The sequence below is a fragment of the Amycolatopsis sp. NPDC114504 genome, assembly GCF_055633595.1.
Genome location: NZ_JBVKDU010000002.1, coordinates 1,888,912 through 1,901,502, shown reverse-complemented (window position 1 = coordinate 1,901,502; position 12,591 = coordinate 1,888,912). Strand labels below are relative to the sequence as shown.

9 protein-coding genes and 1 tRNA gene are annotated in these 12,591 nt (G+C 70.7%); 1 reads left to right on the top strand and 9 read right to left on the bottom strand.

The features are described 5' to 3' along the window. Positions 1-355: 355 nt before the first annotated feature. Positions 356-429: transfer RNA gene (locus ACZ7PG_RS21105), tRNA-Thr, on the bottom strand. A 133-nt stretch (positions 430-562) separates the two neighbouring features. On the opposite strand from ACZ7PG_RS21105, the gene ACZ7PG_RS21100 reads away from it, so the two are divergent. Then, positions 563-2,221 (top strand): hypothetical protein, encoded by a 1,659-nt coding sequence (locus tag ACZ7PG_RS21100; RefSeq protein ID WP_470240694.1) that lies wholly within the window; start codon positions 563-565, stop codon positions 2,219-2,221. A gap of 63 nt (positions 2,222-2,284) precedes the next feature. Here the strand turns inward: ACZ7PG_RS21100 and ACZ7PG_RS21095 are convergent, their stop codons facing one another. The 8 genes from ACZ7PG_RS21095 to topA all read right to left on the bottom strand — a co-directional run bounded on the left by ACZ7PG_RS21095 (position 2,285) and on the right by topA (position 12,465). After that, the gene (locus tag ACZ7PG_RS21095; protein ID WP_470240693.1) at positions 2,285-3,490 is read right to left on the bottom strand and encodes a DNA polymerase III subunit delta'; all 1,206 of its coding nucleotides are present in this window, start codon (positions 3,488-3,490) and stop codon (positions 2,285-2,287) included. Beyond that, on the bottom strand, positions 3,487-5,643 hold the full coding sequence (locus tag ACZ7PG_RS21090) for a bifunctional MFS transporter/dTMP kinase (RefSeq protein ID WP_470240692.1): 2,157 nt from the start codon (positions 5,641-5,643) through the stop codon (positions 3,487-3,489). Before ACZ7PG_RS21090 ends, ACZ7PG_RS21095 begins: the two co-directional genes overlap by 4 nt. 148 nt (positions 5,644-5,791) lie before the next feature. Then, entirely contained in the window at positions 5,792-6,400 is a 609-nt protein-coding gene (locus ACZ7PG_RS21085; RefSeq protein WP_470240691.1) for a hypothetical protein, read from the bottom strand. Between the two features lie 597 nt (positions 6,401-6,997). Further along, entirely contained in the window at positions 6,998-7,789 is a 792-nt protein-coding gene (locus ACZ7PG_RS21080) for a hypothetical protein (RefSeq protein ID WP_470240690.1), read from the bottom strand. Next, the gene (locus ACZ7PG_RS21075; RefSeq protein ID WP_470240689.1) at positions 7,782-7,973 is read right to left on the bottom strand and encodes a hypothetical protein; all 192 of its coding nucleotides are present in this window, start codon (positions 7,971-7,973) and stop codon (positions 7,782-7,784) included. Before ACZ7PG_RS21075 ends, ACZ7PG_RS21080 begins: the two co-directional genes overlap by 8 nt. Next, positions 7,966-8,757 carry an ESX secretion-associated protein EspG gene (locus ACZ7PG_RS21070; RefSeq protein WP_470240688.1) on the bottom strand — a complete coding sequence of 264 codons (792 nt, stop codon included), beginning with the start codon at positions 8,755-8,757 and terminating at the stop codon, positions 7,966-7,968. Before ACZ7PG_RS21070 ends, ACZ7PG_RS21075 begins: the two co-directional genes overlap by 8 nt. Positions 8,758-8,843: 86 nt before the next feature. After that, on the bottom strand, positions 8,844-9,452 hold the full coding sequence (locus tag ACZ7PG_RS21065; protein WP_470240687.1) for a hypothetical protein: 609 nt from the start codon (positions 9,450-9,452) through the stop codon (positions 8,844-8,846). 133 nt (positions 9,453-9,585) lie between these two features. After that, positions 9,586-12,465, bottom strand: a complete 2,880-nt coding sequence (topA, locus tag ACZ7PG_RS21060) for a type I DNA topoisomerase (RefSeq protein WP_470240686.1) — start codon at positions 12,463-12,465, stop codon at positions 9,586-9,588. Positions 12,466-12,591 lie beyond the last annotated feature (126 nt).

The window sequence follows — 12,591 nt, the reverse complement described above, 5'->3', positions numbered from 1 at the left end:
TTACTCACCACGCTGCGGAGGCGCTAGATCATCTTGCCGACGTCGGCATGGATGAGTCCGGCGGCTTCAGCATCGCGCACCTCCTGAGCGGATTCGCCGAGCCGACGGCGTCTGCGGGACTCGGCTTCGGCGTCCTCGGGCTCATCGCTGTCCGACCGCACTCTCGACGCTTGGTGCCGACCGGCGCCGCAGCGGCGGCGGTCTCAGCACGGTCGCGACGGACTGGACTACCCCGTGACGGGTGAACCTGCGGAACTTTCTACGCGCATCACGCGGGCGCTGTGACGCTCACTTAGACCCTCACCAGACGAGTCAGGCCCCACCCGAAGACTCTCGGATGGGGCCTGACCTGCGGAGCCGCCTAGGGGAATCGAACCCCTGACCTATTCATTACGAGTGAATCGCTCTGGCCGACTGAGCTAAGGCGGCATGTCTCCGGCTCGCGCTGGCGACGGGCTCAAGTGTAGCGGAGGCTGTCAGCGTCACTTTCCGGGGGGACTGTCGTTAGGGCCCTATGACGTCGGTCTCATCCCCCGATCGACCTATCTGGAGGCTCTGGCACATGCGGCGAAGACTGCCCCGTTCGGTGGCCCTGCCCGCGGCCGCGGCGTTGCTCCTGTTCAGCGCGGCGCCGGCGAACGCCGATCCGACCTATCCGACTACGCCGATCCCGCAGCCGGCCAATCCGGGGCAGGCGCCGATCTCGGCGCCGATCGGGCCGCAGCCGCTGGGGCAGGCCGTCGGGGATGCGGGGACCGCGCTCGGCATCATCCGGTTGCTGCCCAACGCCGTGCCGACGAAGACGATCCTGCCCGGGTTCGGGGACACCCTGCCGAAGCAGTCGGCGCTCGAAGCCGGGATGGGCCTCTCGAACGCGTCGGCCAACTCCGACGCCTACCTGAGCTACGAGAAGTCGATCGCGCAGGCGTCGCCGTTCGGGCTGTCCGTGGGCGGGAACGCGCCGCAGACGCCGGGCAGCGTCGTGCAGACCGCGTTGCCGGACAACCCGCAGCCGATCAGCGGTGGGCTGAACGCGCCGCCGAACCCGCTGCTGAACGTGGGGCTGCTCAACGGGAGCGCGCACGCGCGGTGGAGCCCGACGCTCGGTCCGTGCGTCGACACCATCGCGGACGCGAGCACGTCGGTGGCGAGCCTGTCGCTGCTGAACGTCATCCCGTCGATGCCGAACCTGGGCCTCGACAAGCTCGCCCTGGACCCGAGCACGCTCGCGAAGGGCTTCGACCTCACCAAGGGCCTGCAGAGCCTCGGCGGGCTGTTGCAGGGCGGCGGCCAGACCGCGGCGAACGGCACCGGCTCGCTGCTGAGCCTGCCGAACACGCTCTCGTCGCGCTCGCAGGTGAAGCTGGTCGATCTCCCGGGCTCGAAGAACAAGGCCGTGCAGTCGACGTCGACGCTGCAGGCCGCGGACATCGAGATCCTCAAGGGCACGCCGCTGGCGCTGAGCATCAAGGTGGCCAGCCAGCCGACGCTGAAGGTGACCTCCACCGGCGACGCGAAGACGTCCAAAGTGGACTACACCGCGCCGGTGCTGACCATCGAAGCGGCCGGCAAGACGCTGTACACGCTGGACGCGGCGCACCCGACCAAGGACATCCCGATCGGGCTGCCGCTGACCGGGCTGAGCGACCAGTTCGGGCAGCTCAACGACATCCCGGTGGTCGGCGGCCTGGTTTCGACGCTCACCAAGGGCATCCAGCAGGTCGGCAACACCGCGGGGACCGTGCTGGACCTCGGTGTCCTGCGGCTGAGCATCGCCGGGCTGGACCAGAAGTCCGCGCAGATGACCACGCCGTTCAAGGGCTTCCAGCTGGGCGCGTCGGCGCGGCTGTTCGACCTGCAGCTGCTGCCCACGACCAAGCTCAAGAGCCTGCTGCCGGCCGACCAGGCGAAGAACCTGCCGTCGTCGCTGGCCCAGCTGTCGCTCGGCGAGCAGGTCGCGCGGGCCTACGCACCGACCGGCGGCGTCATCTGCGGGACGACGTCGACGCCGCCCGCGGGCGGTCAGGCTCCGAAGGGGCCGGTGAAGAACCTCGCCTACACCGGCGGCGCGTACGACACGGTGCCGCTGTTCTGGACGGGCACCGCGATGCTGCTGCTCGGCGTGGTCATGGTGGCCGCGATGCCGGGCTCGCGACGTCGTCCGCTGGCCGTGGCGGTCGAAGAGAAGCCGTTCAAGCCGTCACCGCGTCCGCGCGAGTGACCTGAAGCAGCCCCGGGGGCAGTGGAGGAACCCGCCAAGAGCTTCTTGGCGGGTTTCTTCGTTTCAGCCCTGGCGAAGCGTCGTGACCATCGCTTCGATGGCGATGCGCGGCTTGACGTTCAGGTCGATCGCCTCGCGGCATTCCAGCACCGCTTCGAGCCGGCGAAGCGTCGATTCCGGCGTCCACGCCGAAGCCGCTTCGGCGATCTGGTCGGCGTGGTCCGGGTGGTTGAGCGTCGCGCCGGAGCGGGTCGTCGTCACCAGGACGTCGCGGTAGAAGCCGGCCAGGTCGATCAGGGACAGGTCGAGCGTGTCGCGCTGGGTGCGCGTCGCGCGGGACTTCTGCTTCTTCTCGAGCTGCTTGACCGCCGCTTCCGCGGCCCGCTTCGCGCCGGCGACGCCCTTGCCGACGCCGTCGCCGCCCATCGCCGTCCGCAGCTCGTTGCGCTCGTCCTCGTCGCGGCCCTTGCTCGCCTCGCCCGCGTCGGCCTCCGCCGCGCTGATCAGCTGGTCGGCGCAGGTGAAGACGTCGCCGGGGCGGCGCAGGCCGAGCGGGATCCGCAGCACGGTGGCCCGGCGCTGCCGCGCGGCCTCGTCCGTGGCGAGCCGGCGCGCGCGGCCGACGTGGCCGCCGCACACCGAAGCCGCCCACCGGGCGCGCTCCGGGTCGACGTGGTCGCGGTGCTCCAGGACGTCCGCGATCGCCTCCGGCGGCGGCGTCCGCAGCGTCACCAGGCGGCAGCGCGAACGGATCGTCACCGAGACGTCCTCGGGGTGGGACGACGGCGCGCAGAGCAGGAAGACCGTGCGCTCCGGCGGCTCCTCGACGGCCTTCAGCAGCGCGTTCGACGCGCCTTCGGTGAGCCTGTCGGCGTCTTCGATGATCACGACCTGCCAGTGGCCGGTGGTCGGCCGGCGCGCGGCCGCCTGCACCAGGGCGCGCATCTCGGCGACCGAGATGGACAGGCCTTCCGGCACCACGAGCCGGACGTCGGCGTGGGTGCCCGCCATCGTCGTGTGGCAGCCCGGGCAGGCGTCGCAGCCGGTACCGGTGCTGCACTGCAGGGCGGCGGTGAACGTCCGCGCGGCGACCGACCGGCCGGACCCGGGCGGGCCGGTGAGCAGCCACGCGTGCGTCATCGCGCCCGGCGGCGCGGGCTCGCCCGCGACGATCTTCGCGGCCGCCGCCGCGGCCGCGCTCAGCGTTTCGACCGCCGGCTCCTGGCCGACGAGCTGGTTCCAGACACCGATGCGTTCGGTCGTCGTCACTTCGCCTCCACGCGAGGCTCTTCCGGGATCGTGTCTTCGAGGTCCAGCGGCAGGGTCGACGGCCGGTCCGTCGCCGGTCCGTCGGTGGTCGCGGGGTTCTCGTTGGTCGGTGCGTCGGCGGCCGGGGCCAGTGCGGAAAGACGGCCGATGAACACGGCGCGCAGCGCGGTGCGGATGCGCTCGGCGACCTGGGCGTCGGTGCCGTCGGCGTCGATCACGACGTACCGCTCCGGGTCGGCCGCGGCCATCTCGGTGAGCAGGTGCTGGACGCGCCACTGGTCGTTCATCACGGTCGCCCGGTCGCGCGGCGCGCCGGGCGGGGCGGAGTCCAGCAGGACGGTCAGGTCCGGCCGCAGCCGCCCGGTCGCCCAGTCGGCGAGGCCTTCGAGCTCGTCGCTGTCCAGCCCGGCGACGGCCGACAGGTGCGCCAGCGGCGAGTCGACGAACCGCTCCATCACCACGACCGAACCGGCGTCGAGCGCCGGCTGCACGTGCCGCTCGACGATGTCGGCCCGCACCGCGGCGGCGGCCAGCGCCTGGGCCCGGGCCCCGGTCAGCGAAGCGCCGGAGACGAGCGCGGTGAGCCGCTTGTCGTCGAGGGCCGGATCGGCGGCGACCACGACGGGCCGGGTACCGCCCCGCATCCAGTCGGCCAGGTTGACGGCCTGGATCGCGGTGTTGATCGCGGTGGTGCCCTCGACGGCGATGAGGAAACCGTTGACGCGCCTCGGCGTGCGGCGCAGCGCGTTGCGCAGGTCCGACAGGATCGGCTCGGTGCGCTTGTCGTCCATCTGCCGGTAGGCGAAGATGCCGGCGACCAGCGCGATCGCGGCGCCGGCGAGCATGATCGGCCGGGTGCCGTCGATCGTGACCGGGCTGCCCCAGACGTTGATCGTGCGCGGCGCCACCACGCCGACCAGCACCGGGACGGTGACCGTGGTGCCGAACAGCACCAGCTTCATCATCAGCTGGTAGATCGCGTTGATCCGGCCGCGGATGGCGTCTTCGACGCGGGAGCCGATGATCGTGACACCGGTGAGGAACGCCGTCCCGGCCCAGAACCCGACCAGGACGACGGTGACCAGCGAGACCGACAGGTGCGGCGACAACGCGACCAGCGCGAGCGACAGCCCGGCCGCGATGATCGAGACGCCGAACAGCCGGTCGTGCGGGAGCCGCCGGGAGAGCTTGGGCGCGAACGCCATCCCGGAGGCGAGGCCGACGAAGATGGCCAGGACCAGGAGGCTGAACGCCGAGTCGCCGGCCAGCAGGCTCGAGGAGTAGGGCTTGGCCGAGCCGATGACGGCGCCGCCCGCGGCGAACGCGCCGAACGCGCCGACCAGCAGGCCGCGCACGAGCGGCGTGCTGCGGATGAACCGGAAGCCGTCGGCGATCATCGTGCCGATGCCGAGCTTCTCTTCGTCGGCCGCCTGGACCTTCTGCTCCGGCAGCGCGTGGACGTTGCGCAGCGAAAGCTCGGGGATCCGGGTGGCGATGAGGATCGCGCTGGCCAGGTAGAGCAGGCCGGTGATGACGACGACCAGCTTCGCGATGTTGAGGCTCGGGTCGCCGGAGAAGAGGTGGAACGTCGTGTTGACGCCGGTGATGATCGCGTTCGCGCCGGCCGCGGTGACGACGGCCAGGCCGTACGTCATCACCATGCCGAGCTGGTTGGCCGTCTCGACCTGGTCGGGCCGGCGGAGCAGGTTCGGGACCGCGGCCTCTTTCGAGGGGATCCACATGCTCGCCGCGCTGCCGACGAGGAAGTTGCCGACCAGCAGCCACCACGGCGCGCTGACGAAGGCGATGGACAGCAGGAAACCGCAGCGCAGCAGGTCCGCCACGATCATGACCTTGCGGCGGTCGAACCGGTCCGCGAGCAGGCCGCCGACCGGGGCGAACAGCAGCCCCGGCGCCAAGCCGGTCAGCACGACGCCGACGAAGGCGAAGTTCTGCGCGAAGTAGTTGTTCGTCAGCTTCGTGGCCAGGCCGGTGAGGGCGAGGATGTTCAGCCAGTCGGCCACGCTGCACAGGTACGTGACGCCCCAGAGGCGCCGGAACGGTTTGATCGCCAGCACCCGCCGGACCCGGTTGATCGTGGACGCCTCGGCGCCCGACGACCTACCCGGGCCGGCCCCGGGTACCGATCGCACGCCCTCGCTGATACGCCCACCCCACTAGTCACCGCGGTGCCGGGCGCCCTCATGAGGTCGCCCGACCGTGAACTCAGGGTAGCCCGATCGGCCCTTGCCTCGCGGACGGCCCCGAGGTCACGGTGGTGCGCGGAACAGCGAGCGAACGCTAGTCGAAGAGTCCGGTCACGCTGCTGACCAGGCTGGACACCAGCTCGATGGCGACGAAACCGAACACGATCAGCAATGCCACGGCGAGCATGACCCCGGCCGCACTCGACGACGGCCGGTTGAAGGCAGGCATCGACATCGCCGGCAGCTTCCGCCGCTTGACGGGCACGACTTCGAGGTCTTCGTCGAAGTCGTCCTCGGCTGGTGCCCTCTGCCGCACGGGCCGCTGCAGCAACGGCGGCCGCGTCGGCCAGGTACGCCGCCGGGTCCGCTGACGCGGGAGAAGCCCCATCGGCGTTCCGGCGTCTCCGCCGACGCCGCTGGTGGTGCCGGCCGGTGGGATCGCCCTCGGGGTCTCGCCGCCCTCCTCCCGGAGGGTTTCCTCGACCATCCGGCGCACGGCTTCTTCGTCGTGCGGCACGGGCCCGGCTACCGGGAAGGCAGCGGGCTCGTGGCCATTGGCGACCGCGGCGCGTGGTTCAGGTGCCGCCGTGACCAATCCCGAAACGGGATCGGCGAACATCTCGCCGGGGGCTTCGGACAACGTGCCGTCGCGCTGAGTGAGCTCGGGGGCATTGAAGAAGGGAGCCTCACCGTTCGCGCTCATGGTGACCACCTCACTACTGAATGTCCTCGCCTTTCCAGGGTAGCGACGATGGCGGATAACGCATCCGCCCAATGGCTCTGTCTGTAATGGAGGGTCGGTCACGCAGCGCAAGCCTGTGCCCGAACCCCCTGCAGTGTCCAGTCCGACGGTGGTTCAGTCGACCGCCGATGGTGACGGATCGTAGTGAGTCGGGTCACAGGGGCCGTCGGGAGGGACTGGCCAGCGGCCGGCCGGAGGCGACCAGTTTGCCGGTTTCCGGTCGAGTCGGGGACGGGTTTGCCTGGAGGCGCCGGGTGGGTGCGGTGCGCCGGTCGGCGGGACGGCTGCGGCCGGTCGGAGCATCGGCCCGCGGGAGGTTGGTGACTGCCTGTTTCCATGCCGCCAAAGCCGGTGAGTCGCCGACACGGCTGGCGCGACCTCGTCGGGCTGCGCCCGCAGCGGAAGAACAGCAGTCCGCCGAGGCGGGGCTACCGACCGGCAGCGCGCGACCGAACTACCCAACGCCGGCCGGCCGCACTACCCGCCCGGCGTTGGCCGCATACCTCCCAACGCCGCCGAACCCGCATGGCCCGCACGCGGAACCGCCTCACCCTCTTCTCAGGGCACCTCCTCGTGTCCCAGGTCGACCATCTTCCGGCACCAGTCGCGGAGCATGCCGCGGCTGAAGGGGCTCAGGACCAGCTGGCGGCGGCCGTCGCCGCGATCCAGGGCCGCCAGGGCGAACCGGCCCAGGTCCGTGTCCACCAGGACGAACCCGTGGTCCGGGAACTCCGCGCACAAGCCGCCGAAGGCCAGCATGTCCAGCACCGCCGTGCCTGAACGTGGACGACCCAGCAGCTCGCGTATCGCTCCCACGTCGGCGTCCTGGCCGTCGTGGACCAGGCCGTCGGCGTCCACCGACAGCCAGATCGCGCGGGGTGAGGCGCCGAACGGGGCCTCCGGCAGCTCTGCCACCAGCATCTCCGGAAGCTCCTCGAAGTCGGCCAGGTGGATCGCCGTGCGGCCGGGCAGCGAACCCATCATGAAAGCCCGCTCGCCGTCCGCGTAGCAGCGGATGTCCGCAGTCTCCGGTCCTTCGTCGAACACGCCGCACAGCGCCGCCCGGACCGAACCGCGCAGCATCAGCGACACCACCTCGAAGCCGACCTCGTTGAGCTCGCCGTCCACGCCGAACGGGGTGCCGTCGATCCAGGCGGCCCACGCCGTGTGCCGTTCGACCTCCTCGAACAGGTCCGCGGGGTCGTCGGAGACCGGTCCGTGCACCAGGATGTCGTGGTCGCTGACCTCCGGGTTGTAGAGCCGGTCGACCGGCTCGCGGTCCGGCATCGCCACCAGCACCGGGCCGGCCGCCAGCTCGAGCAGCTCCCGGGCCGCCGTGCGCTCAACCATGCCTTCGCGCCGCCTCTCCCGGTCGCGGTTCCGCTTCACCCTCGACGCCCGCTGCCGGACTCCGCGGGATCGGCACGTCGCTGATCAGCTCGGCCGCGGCGAGGATCGCGTCGCGCACCGTGAGGCCCAGCCGGGCCGGCTCCACCTCTTCGTCCACCCCCTCCGGGGACCCGTGCTCACGCATGGCTCTGGACCGCCTCGACGATCCACTGCTCGGCCGTGCTCCGCGACGCCGGACCCCACGTGACCGTCCAGCGCCCGGTCCGGCCGACCGCCGCGCTGAACTGGTACCGGCCCAGGTCGTTGTCCACCAGTCCGAACGCGCCGTGCGGGTACTCGGCCAAGATCGCGTCGCGCACGGCGAGGTCGACCAGCACCGTGCCCAGCCGCGGCCGGGCCGCGCACTCACGGATCAGCTCGACCGCCCGCTCGCACCGGCGCGGGATCAGCCCACCCTCGTCGGTCTCGATTCGCACGTGCTGCCCCGGCCCCGGCGGCCGGTCGGGCAGGCCGTCGAACACCCAGCCCGGCAGCTCGCTCAGGAAGCCGGACCGCAGGCGCGCGCGGTTGCCCAGCTTGTGCAGCACCGTGGTGTAGTCCTCGTCGCCGAAGAACCGCACCTCCCACGGCTCCCGCCGGGCCGGGAAGACGCCGGTGACCACGCCGCGGATGAAACCGCCCCGCAGCGCCCGGTAGAGCCCGACTGCTTCCGGCGTGACCTCGCCGCCCGGGGCCAGGCCAATGGCGGCCATCCCGGCGACGAACCGGGTGTACTGCTCCACCTCGTCGGCGAGGCTCCGCGCGGGCGAGGAGCGACGGCCCGGCAGCGGTTCGGTGTCCGCCAGCACCGGCGGGATCTCGAACTGGGGGTCGTAGAACTCCATCACCGAGGGCCGCTCCGGCACCTCGGCCGACAGCGGGGCGATGACCTCGTCGATGACGTCGAAGACGGCGACTGAAGTGTTCACCCCTTGATTGAACACCCTGGCACCGACAATTTCTCGCACATATGTTCGAGTGGGTGACATCGTTCGGTGAGCGGTCGTCGAGCGGCTCAGGCATGCTCCGGCACCCGCCCTTCGACGAACTCCGCGAGCCTGTCCACGCTTCCGGGCAGCCACCAGAACCGGCGGTGGCCACCCTGGCGTCTGCCCAGCGCCGCCAGGTGCCGGCCGCGGTCGTCGTCGACGAACGCCAGCATCTCCCACGACTGCCGCGCCCCGTCGCGGATGATGTCGAGCTGGACGGTGCCGAGCCGCGGCCGGCGCAGGTCGTCCATCAGGTCGAGGACCAAGCACTCCTGCTCGGGCTCGAGCACTCCGCGCTCGTCGGCCTCGAGGTACAGCCCCTCGCCCGGCGCCGGCGGGTGTGGCGGCAGACGCGTCAACGCCAGGGTGAGGAACTCCGCGACCGAACCCGGCGAAGGCCCGGACAGGCGCAAACCGTCCGCGGCGACGCCGAACCGCGTCCGGTCGTCGAAGAACGCCGATGTCCACGGCTCGCCGAACACCGCGACGGCCACGCCGCAGACTCCGCCGGTGCCCGTAAAGCCGGGGAGCGAGTCGACCAGGTCCGTGGCGGTGGAACTGCCGGCGGCCGCCGCCCGGACCGGCTTGAGGATCTTGGTGGTCACCGTGTGCACGGTGCGTGGTGTTGTGGTCACGCGTTCATGAAACCCGGGACCACCGACAATTTCCCGAACATCCGTTCGAGGTGTCACCCGAAAGTGTGGCCGGACGCCGTGAAGGCCTCCTCACCAGCCACAAGAGCCGATCAGGAGGCCTTCACGAGCAGTCTTACTTGGCCTTCGTCGCCGTCGAGCTGCGCTTCGTCGTGGTGGACTTCGCGGCCGCGGCCTTCGCGGTCTTGCTCGTGCCCGCCTTGACCGTCTTCGCCGTCGTCGACGCCGGCTTCCGCGCCGGTGCCTTCCGCTTCGGCGCCGGGCCCTTCGCCCGCTTCTCCGCGAGCAGCTCGGACGCCCGTTCGGCGGTCAGCGACTCGATCTCGTCGCCCTTCCGCAGCGTCGCGTTGTACTCGCCGTCGGTCACGTACGGGCCGAACCGGCCTTCCTTGACGACCATCGGCTTCTTCGACACCGGGTCCTCGCCGAGCTCCTTGAGCGGCGGCTTCGCCGTGGCGGACCGGCCGCGCTGCTTCGGCTCCGCGTAGATCTTCAGCGCTTCCTCGACGGTGATCGAGAACAGCTGGTCCTCGGTCGAGAGCGAGCGCGAGTCCGTGCCCTTCTTCAGGTACGGCCCGTAACGCCCGTTCTGCGCCGTGATCTCGTCACCGGACTCCGGGTCCTTGCCGACCACGCGCGGCAGCGAAAGCAGCTTCAGCGCGTCTTCGAGCGTGATGGTCTCGATGTCCATCGACTTGAACAGCGAGCCCGTACGCGGCTTCGGCGCCTTCGCCTTGGCGGCCTTCTTCTGCGCCGGCGTCGCGTCCTCGGGCAGCTCGATCTCCGGCAGCACCTCGGTCACGTAGGGCCCGAAACGGCCTTCCTTCGCGACGATGTCGTGCCCGCTCACCGGGTCTGCGCCCAGCGTGCGGCCCTCCTGCGGGGTCGCGAACAGCTTCTCCGCGATCTCCTGCGAGAGCTCGTCCGGCGGCAGGTCCTCGGGCAGGTTCGCGCGCTGCGACTCACCGTTGACCTCGCGCTCGAGGTACGGCCCGTAGCGGCCGACGCGGACCACGACGGTGTGCCCGTCGGCGTCGCTGAACAGCGGGATCGAGTTGATCTCCCGCGCGTCGATGTCCTCGACACTACCTTCGACCAGCTTCTTCAGGCCGCCCAGCCGGCCGATCGAGCCGTCGACGCCCATGTCGCCGCCGAAGTAGAACTTCGAAAGCCACTGCGCGCGCTGCTCGTTGCCGGACGCGATGCGGTCGAGCTCGTCCTCCATGCCGGCGGTGAAGTCGTAGTCGACCAGCCGCTCGAAGTGGCGCTCCAGCAGGCCGATCACGGCGAACGCGACCCACGACGGAACGAGCGCGGAGCCCTTCTTCCACACGTAGCCGCGGTCCTGGATGGTCTTGATGATCGACGCGTACGTCGACGGGCGGCCGATGCCCAGCTCTTCCAGCTTGCTGACCAGGCTCGGCTCCGAGTACCGCGCCGGCGGCGACGTGGTGTGCCCGTCCGGGTTCAGCTCGGTCGCCGTGAGCGCCTGGTCCTTCTCCAGCACCGGCAGGCGGCTCTGCTTGTCGTCGGCTTCGCCACCGGTCTCGGTGTCGACGGCCTCGACGTACGCCTTCAGGAAGCCCGCGAAGGTGATCGTGCGGCCCGAAGCCGCGAAGGTGCATTCCTCGCCCGACGTCGCGGTGCCGACGATGCGCACGGACATCGTGGTGCCCTTGGCGTCCGCCATCTGCGACGCGATCGTGCGCTGCCAGATCATCTCGTAGAGGCGGTACTCGTCGGTGTCCAGCTCGCTCGCGACCTGGCCCGGCGTGCGGAAGACCTCGCCCGACGGCCGGATCGCCTCGTGCGCCTCCTGCGCGTTCTTGACCTTGCGCGTGTACTGGCGCGGCGACGGCGAGACGTACTCCTTGCCGTACAGCTGCGTGGCCTGGCTGCGCGCCGCTGAGATCGCCGACTCCGAGAGAGTCGTCGAGTCGGTACGCATATAGGTGATGTAACCGTTCTCGTACAGCTTCTGCGCGATCCGCATCGTGCGCTCCGAGGTGAACCGCATCTTGCGGCCCGCCTCCTGCTGCAGCGTCGAGGTCATGAACGGCGCGTACGGCTTCCGCGTGTACGGCTTCTCTTCGACGCTCGCGACCTTGAAGTCACGCTGCTTGAGGCCCTCGGCGAGGCGCCGCGCGTCGGCTTCCACCAGCACGCGGATCTCGTTGTTCGACGCCTTGAGCTGCCCGTCCGAGCCGAAGTCACGGCCCGTGGCGAGGCGAGCGCCGTCGACGGCCACCAGGCGTGCCGAGAAGTTGCGCGGCGAAGCCTCTTCACCGGCGTCCATCGTGGCGGAGACGTCCCAGTAGGACGCCGAGGTGAAGCGCATCCGCTCGCGCTCCCGCTCGACGACGATCCGGGTCGCCACCGACTGCACGCGGCCCGCCGAGAGCTTCGGCATGACCTTCTTCCACAGCACCGGCGAGACCTCGTAGCCGTAGAGGCGGTCGAGGATGCGGCGGGTCTCCTGCGCGTCGACGAGGTCGGCGTCCAGCTCACGGGTCGAGTCGGCGGCCGCGAGGATGGCCTGCTCGGTGACCTCGTGGAAGACCATCCGGCGGACCGGGACCTTCGGCTTCAGGGTCTCGAGGAGGTGCCACGCGATGGCCTCGCCCTCGCGGTCGGGGTCCGTCGCGAGGTAGAGCTCGTCGACGTCCTTGAGCAGGCTCTTGAGCTCGGTGACCTTGGACTTCTTGTCCGGGGTCACCACGTAGAGGGCCTTGAAGTCGTTGTCGACGTCGACGCCGAGGCGCGCCCAGGACTCGCCCTTGTACTGGGCGGGCACGTCGGCGGCACCACGAGGCAGGTCGCGGATGTGCCCGACGGAAGACTCGACGACGTAACCGCCGCCCAGGTAGGGGGCGATCTTGCGGGCCTTCGTCGGCGACTCGACGATGACCAGCCGCCGGTGCCCGGCGCCGTTGTCCGCCGAGGCTCCGTTCTTCTTGGTCCGTGCTCCTGCCACGCTGTCCTGCTCTCCGCTCATCTCGTCCCACCGCCGCGGGACTGCACCGCGCCCCGTCCCCCTGAGGGTCCGGGCCCGTGTCTCGACCTGCCAGTGTGCACGCTGTTCCGGCCCGGACGGCGCGGAGGTGGCCCAACACGCCGCCGG